Source organism: Pseudomonas sp. Pseusp3, from assembly GCF_047304225.1.
Classification (GTDB): domain Bacteria; phylum Pseudomonadota; class Gammaproteobacteria; order Pseudomonadales; family Pseudomonadaceae; genus Aquipseudomonas; species Aquipseudomonas fluorescens_CD.
Map to the genome: position 1 here is coordinate 37123 of NZ_JBGLYV010000043.1, position 15424 is coordinate 52546.

Below are 15424 nucleotides of genomic sequence, written 5' to 3' on the forward strand. Positions count from 1 at the left end.
GGATTTCGGAGCAACATTGCCGAGCGACTCGACTAGCCCCAACGCATCACAGCCAACAGCCACACCAGGGACAACGCGAAAGCGACCCAGATGCTCCAGTCGGTGACGCCGATTACCAGCAAATGCAGGTAGGCGCTGCCGAGAAGACCGATAAACAACCGATCGCCACGGGTGGTGGCAATCGGCAGGAAACCTCGCCGAAGCACGCTCGGCGAACGCAACTCCCAGGTGGTCATGCCCACCAGGATCAAGGCAATGACGCCGAAGAACGCCGTCGTGGGGACGGTCCAACTCATCCATTCCATCATCAGTTCCTCATACCCGGCCCAGGGCAAAGCCCTTGGCCACGTGGTTGCGAACAAACCAGATCACCAGCATGCCCGGCAGGATGGTCAACACCCCCGCCGCCGCCAGCACGCCCCAGTCGATACCGGATGCCGAGACAGTGCGGGTCATCACCGCTGCGATCGGTTTGGCGTTCACCGACGTCAGGGTGCGCGCCAACAGCAGTTCGACCCAGGAAAACATGAAGCAGAAGAACGCCGTGACGCCGATGCCGGAGCCGATCAGCGGGATGAAAATCTTCACGAAGAACTTGGGAAAGCTGTAGCCATCGATGTAGGCGGTCTCGTCGATTTCCTTGGGCACGCCGGACATGAAGCCTTCGAGGATCCACACCGCCAGCGGCACGTTGAACAGGCAGTGGGCCAAGGCCACGGCGATGTGGGTGTCGAACAACCCGATCGATGAATACAGCTGGAAGAACGGCAACAGGAACACCGCCGGTGGCGCCATGCGGTTGGTCAGCAGCCAGAAGAACAGGTGTTTGTCGCCGAGGAAGCGATAGCGCGAGAACGCATAGGCCGCCGGCAGTGCCACGCTCAGGGAAATGATCGTGTTCAGGCTCACGTAGTACAGCGAGTTGAGGTAGCCGGTGTACCAGCTCGGGTCGGTGAAGATCACCTTGTAGTTGTGGAAGGTGAAATCCTGCGGAAACAGCGTCAGGCCGCCGAGGATTTCGGTGTTACTCTTGAACGACATGTTCAGCAGCCAGTAGATGGGAACCAGCAGGAACAGGATGTAGAGCAGCAGGGGAATCACTTTCTTCATAGGGGTAGCCTCTTGCTCATGGCGGGCCTCAGCTGGCGTCAGAGTGAGTCATGGCGGTGTAGAACAGCCAGGACACCAACAGGATGATCAGGAAGTACACCAGCGAGAATGCCGCTGCCGGCCCCAGGTCGAATTGCCCTACGGCCATCTGGGTCAGGGTCTGGCTGAGGAAGGTCGTGGCATTGCCCGGACCGCCGCCGGTGAGTACGAACGGCTCGGTGTAGATCATGAAACTGTCCATGAACCGCAGCATCACGGCGATCAGCAGTACGCTCTTGAGCTTGGGCAACTGGATATGCCGGAACACCGCCCAGGCCGAGGCACGGTCGATCCGCGCCGCCTGGTAATACACATCCGGAATCGCCCGCAACCCGGAGAAGCACAACAGCGCCACTAACGAAGTCCAGTGCCAGACGTCCATCACCAGCACGGTGACCCAGGCGTCCATGGTGCTCGCCGCATAGTTGTAGCTGATGCCCATGGCATTGAGGCTCGAACCGAGCAGGCCGATATCGGCGCGGCCGAAGATCTGCCAGATGGTGCCGACCACGTTCCACGGGATCAGCAACGGGATCGCCAGCACGATCAACACCACCGAAGACCAGCGGCCCTTGGTCGGCATGGTCAGGGCTATGGCGATGCCCAAAGGGATTTCGATCAGCAGCACACAGGCGGAATAGATGAACTGACGCAGCAGCGAGTCATGCAGCCTCGGGTCGAGCAGTACCTGCTTGTACCAGTCGGCGCCGACGAAATAGCGGCTGGACTGGTCGAAAATGTCCTGCACCGAATAGTTGACCACGGTCATCATCGGGATCACCGCACTGAATGCCACCAGCAGGAACACCGGCAGCACCAGCCACCAGGCCTTGTTGTTCTGCACCTTGTTCATGGCTGTGCCTCTTTTTTGTTGGCAGACGCTTCATTAATGCTTTGGGTTTCCAGGAGAAATTCGTCGGCGTAGACCATCAGCCATTGCGCCGGAAAACTGATGAAGGCCGTGCCTTGCGGCACTGCTTTGTCTTCGGCCAGGCGCACCTTCAGCGGCACGCCATCGAGGTTGAGGGTCATGATCTTGTAGGTGCCCAGGTCTTCGACGTGTACGACCTGTGCCCGCAGCGCGTCATCAAAGGCTTCGTCCCACACATGGACGAACTCCGGACGAATGCCGACTTTCAGGGTTTTCCATTCGGATTCGGCGATGCGCTGTTGCATGGCCGCGGACAGCGGCAGGTGAGTCGAGGCGAACCCGACGCCACCCGGCTGCGGCTGCACCTCGATCAGGTTCATCCCCGGGCTGCCAATGAAGTAGCCGACAAAGGTATGGCTCGGCCGCTCGAACAACTCCCTTGGCGTGCCGAACTGCACGATCTGCCCGCCGTACATCACCGCGATCTTGTCGGCGAAGGTCGAGGCCTCCAGTTGATCGTGAGTGACGTAGACCATGGTGATGTTGAACTGCTCGTGGATCTGCTTGAGCTTGCGCCGCAGTTTCCACTTCAGGTGCGGGTCGATCACCGTCAGTGGCTCGTCGAACAGGATCGCCGACACGTCATCGCGCACCAGCCCACGGCCCATGGAGACTTTCTGTTTTTCGTCGGCGGTGAGGTTGCGAGCCTTTTTGCTCAGCAGATTCTGAAGGTCGAGGACTTCGGCAATTTCCTGCACCTTGGTGTGAATTTTCGCTTCGGCCATGCCCTGGTTACGCAAGGGGAAGGCCAGGTTGTCGAACACCGTCATGGTGTCGTAGACCACCGGGAACTGGAAAACCTGGGCAATGTTGCGCTTCTCCGGGGTCAGGTTGTTGACCGCTTTGCCGTCGAACAGCACATGGCCCTGGGACGGGCTGAGCAGCCCGGAAATGATGTTGAGCAAGGTCGACTTGCCACAGCCCGATGGACCGAGCAACGCGTAGGCGCCACCCTGCTCCCAAATGTGGTCCATCTCGCGGATCGCGTAGTCCTCAGGTCCCACCGGGGTCCTGGTGTAGCTGTGGGCGAGGTTCTGCAAACGGATTTCGGCCATCAGGCAACCCTCGCGACACGCCGGCCCGGCGCCTGTACCAGCCGCCCCTGCGTATCGAACACAAACAGTTTATGGGTCGGGATGTAGATGCGGATTGGCGCATCGACGTCGTATTCGTGGACACCGGGCAAGTGCAGCACCAGCAGGAAATGCTCGTTGCGCACGTGCAGGAAGGTTTCCGAACCGCTGATCTCGGCCACCTCGACGGTCACCGCCAGTTCGAGGTCATCGTCGTTGCTCGGCACCAGCGAGATATGGCTGGGCCGCACGCCGAAGCGAAACTCGCCCTCGCCCACCGGACGCAAGTCGACGTTCAACGGAAAGTGCACGAAGTTGGCGAAACTCACTTCGTTGCCGACAATGCGTCCCGGCATCAGGTTGATCGGCGGCTCAGAGAACAGCTCCGCCGCCAGCACCGATTGCGGTTGGTGATAGACCGAGGAAGACTGGCCACTCTGGATCACCCGGCCTTCGTGAAGAATGGTCGTGGTGCCCCCCAGGGCCAGGGCTTCGTTGGGTTCGGTGGTGGCGTAGATCGCGATGGTATGGTGCGCCTTGAACAACTCGCGCATTTCCTGACGCAGCTCTTCGCGCAACTTGTAGTCGAGGTTGACCAGCGGCTCGTCGAACAGGATCAGCTCGGCATCCTTGACCAGCGCCCGGGCCATGGCCGTGCGTTGCTGCTGGCCGCCGGAGAGTTCGAGGGGATGGCGCTGGAGGAATTTCTCGATGCGCAACATCTTCGCGGTTTCCAGCACCTTGCTCTGGATCAGCTCGTTGGATACGCCGGCCTGGCGCAGCGGCGAGGCGATGTTCTCGAAGACGGTCATGGTCGGGTAATTGATGAACTGCTGATAAACCATCGACACGTTGCGCAAGCGCACCGGGCGTTGGGTGACGTCGACGCCATTCATCAGGATGCGACCGCTGTCGGGCTTGTCCAGCCCGGCCATCAAGCGCATCAGGCTGGTTTTGCCGGACAGCGTGCGCCCGAGCAAAACGTTGAAGGAACCGGGTTCGAAACTCAGGTTGGCATCGTCGATCCAGGTCTGGCCCTCGACGGTGCGGCTGACATGCTCCAGGGTTAATGACATGGCTCGGCCTTTTTTTATTTTTGGAATCAAGCGACCGGAGCTGTATAGCGACATTTGTGCCAGAAAATGCAAACGATTGATTCAGTTTGAAATTCTTGAAAATGACTACGGAGTCACGTTCGTTGCTGAACACAAATGAACAACCGCGACTGAACAACTGAACACTTCAACGGTTGACAATGAACATTAGTGAACAACACTCTACAGACCGTTTTCCGGCCCTTGTAGGAGCGAGCTCGCGATGGAGGTGAGGTCGCCTCGTTCCTTCAGGCAGCCCGCGTCATCGTTAGCGTCCATCGCGAGCATGCTCGCTCCTACAGAGTTGTATGTCGTTGATATATCCATAACAACAATAAAAGCGTTAACCAGAGGCTGACTTGAATGGCCGTACCTGCCCCCGCGTTATCCCACGACGCCATCATCCAGGACTCCTGGTCCCGCTGTCGCGCATTCGGCCTCGACCATCAGAGCACGCCGGCCTTCGACCAGTTGCCGGCCGAGGGCATCGCGCAACTGCTGGAGAGCCAGCATTCACTGGTGCAAACCACCCATCAGGAAGTGCTGCCCTACTACGAGAACATCCTGAGCAATTCCAATTGCCTGATCATGCTCGCCGACCATCAGGGCCAAGTGCTCACGTCATGGGGAACACAGCGCTTCATCGAACCCAAACTGGCCCGGGGTTTCAGCGCCGGCGCCAGCTGGATGGAACGCTGCACCGGGACCAATGCCATTGGCACCGCCCTGGCCTGTGAACAAGCCGTGCACATTGAGCACGACGAACATTTCCTCAAGGCCAACCGCTTCATGACCGGTTCCGCCGCGCCGATTTTCGATGCCGAGCGTAAGGTGATCGCGGTGCTGGACGTGTCCAGTGACAGCTATCTGCCGCCATCCCACACCTTGGGCATGGTCAAGATGATGAGCCAGACCGTGGAAAACCGGCTGATCCTCAACCTGTTCCATGGCCAACATTTCCAACTGACCTTCAATACCGGCCTGAACAACCTCGACAGCCAATGGGCCGGCCTGCTGATTTTCGATGAAACCGGTCAGGTGCTGTCGGCCAACCGCCGGGCCGACAATCTGCTGGGCATCAGCCTGTCGCGGGTCAGTGTCGAGAGCCTGTTCAAGGTCTCGTTGCTGGAATTGTTGAATCAACCCGAAGGCCTGCCCTTCTCCCTGCAAGCCTCGGGACGCAATCGCTTCCAGTGCCTGCTGAAACGGCCGAAGCAGGTTCCGATCCAGCCGCGGCTATTTTCTGAAAACAAGAGCGCCGAACCTGCCGTGGCAATCCCGACACCGGCGGTGATCAGCCTCAACACCCTGCACTTCGGCGACAGCCGCGTTGAAAAAGCCGTGCGCCAGGCCGAACGCCTGCTGGAAAAAGACATCCCGTTGTTGATCCACGGCGAAACCGGGGTCGGCAAGGAAGTGTTCGTCAAAGCCCTGCACCAGGCCAGCTCGCGCAGCAAACAAGCGTTCATCGCGGTCAACTGCGCAGCGATTCCCGCCGAACTGGTGGAATCCGAGTTGTTCGGCTACGAGAAAGGCGCGTTCACTGGGGCCAACCAGAAAGGCAGTATCGGGCTGATCCGCAAGGCCGACAAAGGCACACTGTTCCTCGACGAAATCGGCGACATGCCGCTGCCGACCCAGGCCCGTCTGCTGCGCGTGTTGCAGGAGCGTTGTGTGCAGCCGGTGGGCAGCAGCGAGTTGTTCCCGGTGGACCTGCGGATTATCTCCGCCACCAACCGTTCACTGCGCGAACAGGTGCAACTGGGACGTTTCCGCGAGGATTTGTACTACCGTATCGGCGGATTGACCCTGGAGTTGCCACCGCTGCGCTTGCGCAGCGACAAGCAGGCGCTGTTCAAACGTCTTTGGGAGCAGCATCGAGAGCCGAGTCAGTGGGCCGGTTTGAGCCGTGAGGTGCTGGAGTTGTTCGACCGACATCCGTGGCCGGGCAACCTGCGTCAGGTCAGCAGCGTGATTCAGGTGGCGCTGGCCATGGCCGAGGAACAACCGGTGCGGCCGGAGCATTTGCCGGATGACTTTTTTGTCGATCTGGAGATGGAGCCCGTGGAGACGCAGGAGCCGCTGGCGGTTGATCTTGATGATGCCGAGGAGTTGAACCGGCAGTTACAGGCGGTTGGGGGGAATATTTCCCATTTGGCGCGCAGGCTCGGAGTAAGCCGTAATACCCTTTACAAGCGACTGCGCCAGGTGGAATGACGAGTGATCGGCACTGGCGATGTTCGGTTTGAGGCCATTCGCGAGCAAGCCCGCTCCCACATTTGATCTGTGGTGTGTCTGAGTTTTCAGTACGACACAAATCCAATGTGGGAGCGGGCTTGCTCGCGAAGGCGTCAGCACTGCTGGAACAGCATTTTCCGCCATTCCCAAAAACAAAAACCCGCACAAGGCGGGTTTTGTTTTCAAGCACTACAGCTGTCAGTCAGCCAGACGCCAGGTCGTGCCGCCCTTGCCGTCTTCCAGCACCACACCCATGGCGGTGAGCTGGTCGCGGATGCGGTCGGATTCGGCCCAGTCCTTGCCGGCACGTGCCGCCAGACGCGCTGCAATCAGCGCCTCGACTTGCGCGGCATCCACCCGCCCTTCGGCACCGGCCTGCAGGAAGTCATCGGCTTCCAGCTGCAACACACCCAGCACGCTGGCCAGTTCTTTCAAACGGGCTGCCAGACCGGCCGCTGCGTTCAGATCGCTCTCGCGCAGGCGGTTGATCTCGCGGACCATCTCGAACAGCACCGCGCAGGCTTCCGGCGTACCGAAGTCGTCGTTCATCACCTGGGTGAAGCGCTCGACGAAGGCTTCGCCGCCAGCCGGAGCCACGTTCGGCAGGCCTTTCAACGCGTGGTAGAAACGCTCCAGGGCACCCTTGGCGTCCTTGAGGTTGTCTTCCGAGTAGTTGATGGCGCTGCGATAGTGGCTCGACACCAGCAGGTAACGCACGACTTCCGGGTGGTACTTGTCGAGCACGTCGCGGATGGTGAAGAAGTTGTTCAAGGACTTGGACATCTTCTCGCCATTGATACGGATCATGCCGCAATGCATCCACGCGTTGGCGTAGGTCTTGCCGGTGGCCGCTTCGCTCTGGGCGATTTCGTTTTCGTGGTGCGGGAACTCAAGGTCGCTGCCGCCGCCATGAATGTCGAAAGTCTCGCCCAGGCAGCAGGTCGACATCACCGAGCACTCGATGTGCCAGCCCGGACGTCCGGCGCCCCACGGCGATTCCCAGCTCGGCTCGCCCGGCTTGGCGGCTTTCCACAGCACGAAGTCCAGCGGGTCCTGTTTCGACTCGTCGACTTCGATGCGGGCGCCGATGCGCAGGTCTTCGATCTTCTTGCGCGACAGCTTGCCGTAGCCCATGAACTTGCCGACGCGGTAGTACACGTCGCCATTGCCCGGGGCGTAGGCGTAACCCTTGTCGATCAGGGTCTGGATCATCGCGTGCATGCCCGGGATGTGGTCCGTGGCACGCGGCTCCATGTCCGGCTTCTTGATGTTCAGGCGCGCTTCATCTTCGTGCATCGCCGCGATCATGCGCTCGGTCAAGGCTTCGAACGACTCGCCGTTCTCGTTGGCCCGATTGATGATCTTGTCGTCAATGTCGGTGATATTGCGTACATAAGTCAGATCGTAGCCGCTAAAGCGCAGCCAGCGCGTCACCAGGTCGAAGGCGACCATGCTGCGGCCGTGGCCCAGGTGGCAGTAGTCGTACACGGTCATGCCGCACACGTACATGCGCACCTTGTTGCCATCGAGCGGCTTGAAGACTTCTTTGCTCTTGGTGAGCGTGTTGTAAATCGTAAGCACGTTAACTTCCTTGAATCACTGGCCCCACGAATCACGCAGGGTCACGGTACGGTTGAATACCGGCTGACCTGGTTTCGAGTCCTTGAGATCGGCTACGAAGTAACCTTCGCGCTCGAACTGGAAACGGTCTTCCGGCTGTGCGTTGCCCAGCGAAGGCTCGGCACGACAACCGGTGAGTACCTGCAGCGAGTCAGGGTTGATGTTGTCCAGGAAACTGGCGCTGTCTTCGGCCTTCTCCGGGTTCGCAGAACGGAACAGACGATCGTACAGACGCACTTCGCACTCGACGCTGGCAGCGGCCGGCACCCAGTGGATCACGCCTTTGACCTTGCGGCCTTCCGGGTTCTTGCCCAGGGTGTCCGGATCGTACGAGCAGCGCAGTTCGACGATGTTGCCATCGGCGTCCTTGATCGCTTCGTCGGCACGGATCACGTAGCTGCCACGCAGACGCACTTCACCGGCCGGTTCCAGGCGCTTGTAGCCCTTCGGCGGCTCTTCCATGAAGTCTTCACGGTCGATGTAGATTTCACGGGCGAATGGCAACGCGCGCACGCCCATGTCTTCTTTCGGGTGGCACGGCAGCTCGAGGTTCTCGACCTGGCCTTCCGGGTAGTTGGTGATCACGACTTTCAGCGGACGCAGCACGCACATGGCACGCGGGGCGCTGTGGTCGAGGTCGTCGCGGATGCTGAATTCGAGCATGCCGAAGTCGACCACGCCGTCGGAACGGTTGGTGCCGATCATTTCGCAGAAGTTGCGGATCGATTTCGGCGTGTAGCCACGGCGGCGGAAACCCGACAGCGTGGACATGCGCGGGTCGTCCCAGCCGTTGACGTGCTTTTCATCGACCAGCTGCTTGAGCTTGCGCTTGCTGGTGATGGTGTAGTTCAGGTTCAGGCGGCTGAACTCGTACTGGCGCGGGTTGGCCGGTACCGGCAGGTTGTCGAGGAACCACTCGTACAGCGGACGGTGGCTTTCGAACTCCAGGGTGCAGATCGAGTGAGTGATGCCTTCGATGGCGTCCGACTGACCGTGGGTGAAGTCGTAGTTCGGGTAGATGCACCACTTGTCGCCGGTCTGGTGGTGGTGAGCGTGGCGGATGCGATACATGATCGGGTCGCGCAGGTTCATGTTCGGCGAGGCCATGTCGATCTTGGCCCGCAGCACGCGTGCGCCGTCCTTGAACTCGCCGGCCTTCATGCGGGCGAACAGGTCCAGGTTCTCTTCCACCGAACGGTCGCGGAACGGGCTGTTCTTGCCAGGTTCAGTCAGGGTGCCACGGTATTCCCTGGCCTGTTCAGGGGTCAGGTCATCGACGTAGGCCTTGCCGGACTTGATCAGTTCGACGGCCCAGTCGTGCAGCTGGTCGAAATACTGCGAGGCGTAGCGCACTTCACCGGACCACTCGAAGCCCAGCCATTTGACGTCGCTTTCGATCGCGTCGATGTATTCCTGGTCTTCCTTGGCCGGGTTGGTGTCGTCGAAACGCAGGTGCGTGACGCCGCCGAACTCCTGGGCGAGACCGAAGTTCACACAGATCGACTTGGCGTGACCGATGTGCAGGTAGCCGTTGGGTTCAGGCGGGAAACGGGTGACGATTTGCGTGTGCTTGCCCGAGTCCAGGTCTGCCTGGATGATCGGCCGCAGGAAGTTGACCGGCACGGCAGGGCCGGTCTTGGCATTCGAGGTAGGGTCGACAGTGGGCTTGCTCATAGGATCCTTGAACGTACAGGTGCATGGCCGTAATGAAGGCCGGACAAAACAAAGCCGCTATCATAGCCGATGCTGTCAAGGCCCTGACAGAGCGCGCTCTGTAAACCGTCGCATTTAATAGGCCGTAAATGAAAAAACAGCCTCGAAATTCGTGCCTGTCACGCTAAACTGCGCACCTTGGCCGAGACAGGCTGAACCGGTTGCGGGATCGAATGTCCCAAAACCACGAATTCCTCAAGTGAGTAACGATCATGACCCAAGTCAAACTGACTACCAACTTCGGCGACATCGTCCTCGAACTGAACGCCGAAAAAGCCCCGATCACCGTGGCCAACTTCGTCGAGTACGTTAAAGCCGGTCACTACGAAAACACTGTTTTCCACCGTGTCATCGGTAACTTCATGATCCAGGGCGGCGGTTTCGAGCCAGGCATGAAAGAAAAGAAAGACAAGCGTCCAAGCATCCAGAACGAAGCTGACAACGGTCTTTCCAACGACAAATACACCATCGCCATGGCCCGCACCATGGAGCCGCATTCGGCTTCCGCCCAGTTCTTCATCAACGTGGCGGACAACAGCTTCCTGAACCACAGCGGCAAGAACGTTCAAGGCTGGGGCTACGCGGTATTCGGTAAAGTGACCGCCGGCACCGACGTTGTCGACAAGATCAAAGGCGTGGCCACCACTTCCAAGGCCGGCCACCAGGACGTACCGGCAGACGACGTGATCATCGAGAAAGCCGAGATCATTGAGTGATACTGCTGATTTCAGACTTGCATCTGGAAGAGGAGCGCCCGGACATCACCCGGGCGTTTCTGGATTTGCTCGCCGGACGCGCCCGCTCGGCGAGTGCGTTGTACATTCTGGGCGACTTCTTCGAGGTGTGGATTGGCGACGACGCCATGACCCCCTTCCAGCGTTCCATCTGCCAGGCCCTGCGCGACCTCAGCGACAGCGGCACGGCCATTTTCCTGATGCACGGCAATCGCGACTTCATGCTCGGCAAGGCGTTCTGCAAAGAAGCCGGCTGCACATTGTTGAAGGATCCGAGTGTCGTGCAACTCAACGGCGAGCCGGTGCTGCTGATGCACGGCGACAGCCTCTGCACCCGCGACGAAAGCTATATGAAGCTGCGGCGCTACCTGCGCAACCCGATCACCCTGTTCATCCTGCGGCATCTACCGCTGCGCACCCGGCACAAACTGGCGCGCAAGCTGCGCAGTGAAAGCCGTGCGCAAACACGGATGAAGGCCAATGACATCGTCGATGTCACGCCCGAAGAGATTCCGCGGATCATGCAGCAGTTCGGGGTGAAAACCTTGATCCACGGGCATACCCACCGTCCCGCGATTCACAAGTTGCAGCTTGGCGAACAGGCGGCCCGACGCATTGTGCTGGGGGATTGGGATCGTCAGGGGTGGGCGTTGCAGGTCGACGAACAAGGGTTTGCCCTGGCGCCGTTCGATTTCGCCCCGCCACCGCAATTGGCCGCACCTACAAACTGACTGCCAAACACAAAACCTTGTAGGAGCGAGCCTGCTCGCGATGGACGTTAACGGTAACGCGTATTTCCTGACTAATCGCGCTGCCCTGAAGTCCATCGCGAGCAGGCTCGCTCCTACAGTGGTTGTGTGGTGTTTAGTGGCCCGCAGAAGTCGCTGGCCCGGCCTTGGCGGTAAACGGCGGCTTGGCCAGCCACACAATCAGGATCAGCCCCAGGAACATCCAGCCCAGCAAGGTGAAGTAATCCACCGTGGACATGATGTACGCCTGGCTGATCACCGTCTGCTCCAGCTGCGTGTAAGCCTTGGCCCCTGCCCCGCCCAGTTGGGTCAGCGCTTCGCGGGTCGCCGGATCGAACGGGGTGATGCTTTCGGTCAGATAGGCATGGTGTTGATCGGCCCGGCGAATCCAGATCCAAGTGGTCAACGACGCCGCGAAACTGCCGCCCAGGGTCCGCAAAAACGTCGCCAGCCCGGAACCGTCGGCAATCTGGCTCGGTGGCAGGTCCGACAGCAGGATGGTCAGGGTCGGCATGAAGAACAGCGCCACGCCGATCCCCATGAACAACTGCACCAGCGCGATGTGCTGGAAGTCCACTTCATTGGTGAACCCGGCGCGCATGAAGCAGCTCAGGCCGATGGCCAGGAACGCCCCGCCTGCCAGCACGCGCATGTCGAAACGCGGCGCGTACTTGCCGACAAACGGCGACAACAGTACCGGCAGGATCCCCAGCGGCGCCACGGCGAATCCGGCCCAGGTCGCGGTGTAGCCCAGTCGCGTCTGCAACCACTGCGGCAGGATCAGGTTGATCCCGAAGAACCCGGCATACCCCAGAATCAGCACGATGGTGCCGTAACGGAAGTTGCGATGGGCGAACAGGCGCAGGTTGACCACCGGATGCTCGTCGGTCATTTCCCAGATCACGAAGAACGCCAGGGCCACCACTGAAATCACCGAACCGATCACGATGAAGCTGGACTCGAACCAGTCGGCATCGTTGCCCTTGTCGAGCACGATCTGCAGGGCCCCGACGCCGATGATCAGCGCGATCAACCCGACGTAATCCATCGGTTGGCGGCTGGTGACCACCGGGCGCTTTTTCATCTGTTGCGTCACCACCCAGGCCGCGAACAGTCCGATCGGCACGTTGATGAAGAAAATCCATGGCCAGCTGTAACTGTCAGTGATCCAGCCGCCGAGGATCGGCCCGGCAATCGGCGCGACCACCGTGACCATCGCCAGCAACGCCAGGGCCATGCCCCGTTTCGCTGGGGGGTAAACCGCGATCAGCAGGGTCTGGGTCATTGGGTACAGCGGCCCGGCTACAACCCCTTGCAGCACCCGGAAGCCCACCAGCTCGGGCATGGACGTGGAAATCCCGCACAAAAACGAGGCCAGCACAAACAGCAATGTTGCCCAGACAAACAGCTTCACCTCGCCAAAACGACGACTGAGCCAACCGGTCAGCGGCAAGGCGATGGCGTTGCTCACCGCAAACGAGGTGATCACCCAGGTGCCCTGCTCCGAACTCACGCCCAGATTACCGGAGATCGTTGGCAACGCCACATTGGCGATGGTGGTGTCGAGCACTTGCATGAAGGTCGCCAGCGACAGGCCGATGGTGCTGAGCAACAGGCTGGGCGGTGTGAAAGACGCGTTATTGCTCATCGCGGATCCTTTGAAACCAGACGGGCGCAGCTAACCCTGTGGGAGCGGGCTTGCCCGCGAAGAGGTCGGCACATTCAACATGGATGTCGCCTGACGCTCCGCCTTCGCGAGCAAGCCCGCTCCCACAGGGTCGATGTAATGGCATATCAGCGTTGCGCGGTCTTGCTGACCGCGGCGCTGTTGTCGTGGATCAACTGGGTGATCATCGCGTCGGCCTCGGCCAACTGACGGTCGTAGACGTTGGTGCTGAACGAAGCTTTCTGCGGTGGCTGTTGCGCCAACACCGGCCCGCTCTGGTCGCGCAGGTTCACGTCGACCATGGTCGACAAACCAACCCGCAACGGGTGCCTGGCCAGCTCTTCGGCGTTGACGTGGATCCGCACCGGCACGCGCTGCACGATCTTGATCCAGTTGCCGGTGGCGTTCTGCGCCGGCAGCAGGGCAAAGGCGCTGCCGGTCCCGGCGCCGAGGCTGTCGATGGTGCCGCTGTATTTGACGTCGCTGCCATAGAGGTCGGTTTCGATCTCGACCGGCTGGCCGATGCGCATGTCACGCAGCTGGGTTTCCTTGAAGTTGGCGTCGATCCACAGCTGATCCAGCGGAATCACCGCCATCAGCGCGGTGCCCGGTTGCACGCGTTGGCCCAGTTGAACAGAACGCTTGGCCACGTAACCGGTGACCGGTGCAATCAGGACGCTGCGTGAGTTGTTCAGGTAAGCCTGGCGCAGTTGCGCAGCGGCGGCCATCACGTCCGGGTGCGATGAAACCACGGTGTCATCGACCAGCGCGCTGGTCGTCTTGAGCTTTTGCTCGGCGTTGGCCAGGGCGTTTTGCGCCGAGGTCAGGTCGTCGCGGGCGTGGGACAGCTCTTCCTGGGAAATCGCCCCGCCGGCAGCGAGATTCTTGCGCCGGCTGAAGTTGTCCTGGGCCTTTTGCACTTCGGCTTTCTGGGCATTGACCTGGGCTTTCATGCCATCCACATCGCTGTACAGGCCACGCACCTGACGCACGGTACGAGCCAGATTGGCCTGGGCATTTTCCAGGCCGATTTCGGCGTCGTTCGGGTCGAAGTTCACCAGCACCTGGCCTTCATGCACCAGGTCGCCGTCATCGGCGCCGATGCTGACCACGGTGCCGGTGACCAGCGGCGTGATTTCCACCACGTTGCCGTTCACATAGGCGTCGTCGGTGCTTTCGCTCCAGCGCCCGTAAAACTCGTGGTAGGCCCAGACGCCCGCGCCGCTGAGCACGACGGCAACAGCCAGCACCAACAGCATGAACTTGCGCTTGCCCGAGTTGGGGTTGCCTTGGGTGTTTTCCGGAGGTTGAGTTGTATCGGCAGTGGCCATGACAAGTACCTTGAATTAGTGGGTCAGCGTGGCTGGAGTGGCATCGGCCGAGGCTATGGCCTCAGGCTGGAAACCGCCGCCCAGCGCCTGCATCAGTTGGATCGACAGGTCAATCTGCTCGGCATTCAGGTTGGCCAGCTGACGCTGGGCCTGGAGCAATTGCTGCTCGATGCTGAGCACGTCCAGGTAGTTGCCGATGCCGGAACCGTAACGCTGGACCACGGTGTTGTAGGAATCCTGGGCGATGTCGGTGGCGTGCTGCTGAGCAGCGATTTGCCGGCCGATATCGCGCAACTGGTTGATGCTGTCACTGACATCCCCCAGCGCCTTTACCAGGCTTTTGTTGTACTGCGCCACGGCGAGGTCGTAATCGGCGTCACGCGAATCGAGGTCGGCGCGCAAGCGGCCACCGTCGAAGATCGGTACCGAGATCGTCGGTGCAATGTTGAAGAAGCGGCTGGCCGAACCAAACATCGCATCGCCCAACAAGGATTCAGCACCGGCGGCGGCGCTGAGGTTCAAGTTGGGATAGAACCGTGTCTTGCCGGCGTCGATGCTTTTACTCGCCGCCTCGACCCGCCAGCGCGCGGCCACCAGGTCCGGGCGACGCCCGAGCAGTTCGGCTGGCAGTACCGAAGGTAGCGCTACCGCGCTCGGCTGAAGAATGTTGGGTCGGGCAATCTCATTGCCGCGATCAGGGCCTTTGCCGAGCAGCACCGCGAGAGCGATTTTCGCGCTGTTCAGGCGTTTTTGCGCGTCGATCAGGTTGGCCTGGGAGGTGGCTTCCAGGCTTTCGGTCTGCTGGAACTGGTACTGGCTGTCGATCCCGGCAGTCAGGCGCCGTTGGCTCAGCTCGAGCATTTGCCGGGTGCGCTTGAGGTCTTCGCTGGACAGGTCGTAGACGATGTGCGCCTGACCGAGATCGCTATAGGCCCTGGCGACATCGGCGGCCAGCGTCAGTTGCGCAGCCTGCTGGTCGACTTCGGCAGCACGGGCCTGGCCGAGGGCGGCTTCCCAGGCATCGCGCTGACCGCCCCACAGGTCGAAGTTGTAATTGAAACTGGTGCTGATGTTGCGAATGGTGGCGTAAGCGTCACCCTGCCCACGCGGGTCCTGGTCCCGGGCC

The 15424-nt window shown here is 60.5% G+C and carries 13 protein-coding genes; 3 read left to right on the plus strand and 10 right to left on the minus strand.

Annotated elements, in window-relative coordinates; all coding sequences use genetic code 11:
- Positions 1-32: 32 nt before the first annotated feature.
- The 5 genes from ACCD00_RS16285 to ACCD00_RS16305 are packed head-to-tail and all read right to left on the minus strand — an operon-like array spanning position 33 to position 4229.
- Positions 33-305 carry a DUF2160 domain-containing protein gene (locus ACCD00_RS16285; protein WP_057399940.1) on the minus strand — a complete coding sequence of 91 codons (273 nt, stop codon included), beginning with the start codon at positions 303-305 and terminating at the stop codon, positions 33-35.
- A 10-nt stretch (positions 306-315) separates the two neighbouring features.
- Positions 316-1110, minus strand: a complete 795-nt coding sequence (locus ACCD00_RS16290) for a carbohydrate ABC transporter permease (protein ID WP_413426038.1) — start codon at positions 1108-1110, stop codon at positions 316-318.
- A 28-nt stretch (positions 1111-1138) separates the two neighbouring features.
- Positions 1139-2002, minus strand: a complete 864-nt coding sequence (locus ACCD00_RS16295; protein WP_413426040.1) for a carbohydrate ABC transporter permease — start codon at positions 2000-2002, stop codon at positions 1139-1141.
- The gene (locus ACCD00_RS16300) at positions 1999-3135 is read right to left on the minus strand and encodes an ABC transporter ATP-binding protein (protein WP_413426042.1); all 1137 of its coding nucleotides are present in this window, start codon (positions 3133-3135) and stop codon (positions 1999-2001) included. Before ACCD00_RS16300 ends, ACCD00_RS16295 begins: the two co-directional genes overlap by 4 nt.
- Positions 3135-4229: an ABC transporter ATP-binding protein gene (locus tag ACCD00_RS16305; protein ID WP_413426044.1), complete on the minus strand. Its 1095-nt coding sequence runs from the start codon at positions 4227-4229 to the stop codon at positions 3135-3137. The genes ACCD00_RS16300 and ACCD00_RS16305 overlap by 1 nt, the downstream gene beginning before the upstream one ends.
- Positions 4230-4610: 381 nt before the next feature.
- On the opposite strand from ACCD00_RS16305, the gene ACCD00_RS16310 reads away from it, so the two are divergent.
- Positions 4611-6464, plus strand: coding sequence for a sigma-54-dependent Fis family transcriptional regulator (locus ACCD00_RS16310; protein ID WP_413426046.1), 1854 nt, complete (start codon positions 4611-4613; stop codon positions 6462-6464).
- 219 nt (positions 6465-6683) lie between these two features.
- Here the strand turns inward: ACCD00_RS16310 and cysS are convergent, their stop codons facing one another.
- Together cysS and ACCD00_RS16320 are read right to left on the minus strand one after the other, a co-directional pair.
- Positions 6684-8066: a cysteine--tRNA ligase gene (gene cysS / locus ACCD00_RS16315; RefSeq protein WP_322616746.1), complete on the minus strand. Its 1383-nt coding sequence runs from the start codon at positions 8064-8066 to the stop codon at positions 6684-6686.
- Between the two features lie 15 nt (positions 8067-8081).
- On the minus strand, positions 8082-9779 hold the full coding sequence (locus tag ACCD00_RS16320) for a glutamine--tRNA ligase/YqeY domain fusion protein (RefSeq protein WP_413426049.1): 1698 nt from the start codon (positions 9777-9779) through the stop codon (positions 8082-8084).
- Between the two features lie 251 nt (positions 9780-10030).
- On the opposite strand from ACCD00_RS16320, the gene ACCD00_RS16325 reads away from it, so the two are divergent.
- Both ACCD00_RS16325 and lpxH read left to right on the plus strand, forming a co-directional pair.
- Complete coding sequence (locus ACCD00_RS16325) at positions 10031-10534, plus strand: peptidylprolyl isomerase (protein WP_008020681.1); 504 nt, start codon at positions 10031-10033, stop codon at positions 10532-10534.
- Positions 10531-11283 carry a UDP-2,3-diacylglucosamine diphosphatase gene (gene lpxH / locus ACCD00_RS16330; RefSeq protein WP_413426051.1) on the plus strand — a complete coding sequence of 251 codons (753 nt, stop codon included), beginning with the start codon at positions 10531-10533 and terminating at the stop codon, positions 11281-11283. The genes ACCD00_RS16325 and lpxH overlap by 4 nt, the downstream gene beginning before the upstream one ends.
- 133 nt (positions 11284-11416) lie before the next feature.
- Here lpxH and ACCD00_RS16335 read toward each other — a convergent pair whose 3' ends face one another.
- The 3 genes from ACCD00_RS16335 to ACCD00_RS16345 form a co-directional block, all read right to left on the minus strand.
- Positions 11417-12949 carry a DHA2 family efflux MFS transporter permease subunit gene (locus tag ACCD00_RS16335; protein ID WP_413426053.1) on the minus strand — a complete coding sequence of 511 codons (1533 nt, stop codon included), beginning with the start codon at positions 12947-12949 and terminating at the stop codon, positions 11417-11419.
- Between the two features lie 146 nt (positions 12950-13095).
- Entirely contained in the window at positions 13096-14298 is a 1203-nt protein-coding gene (locus ACCD00_RS16340; protein WP_413426055.1) for an HlyD family efflux transporter periplasmic adaptor subunit, read from the minus strand.
- Between the two features lie 15 nt (positions 14299-14313).
- Positions 14314-15424: efflux transporter outer membrane subunit (locus tag ACCD00_RS16345; protein ID WP_413426057.1), on the minus strand; the 1111-nt coding region annotated here is incomplete at its 5' end.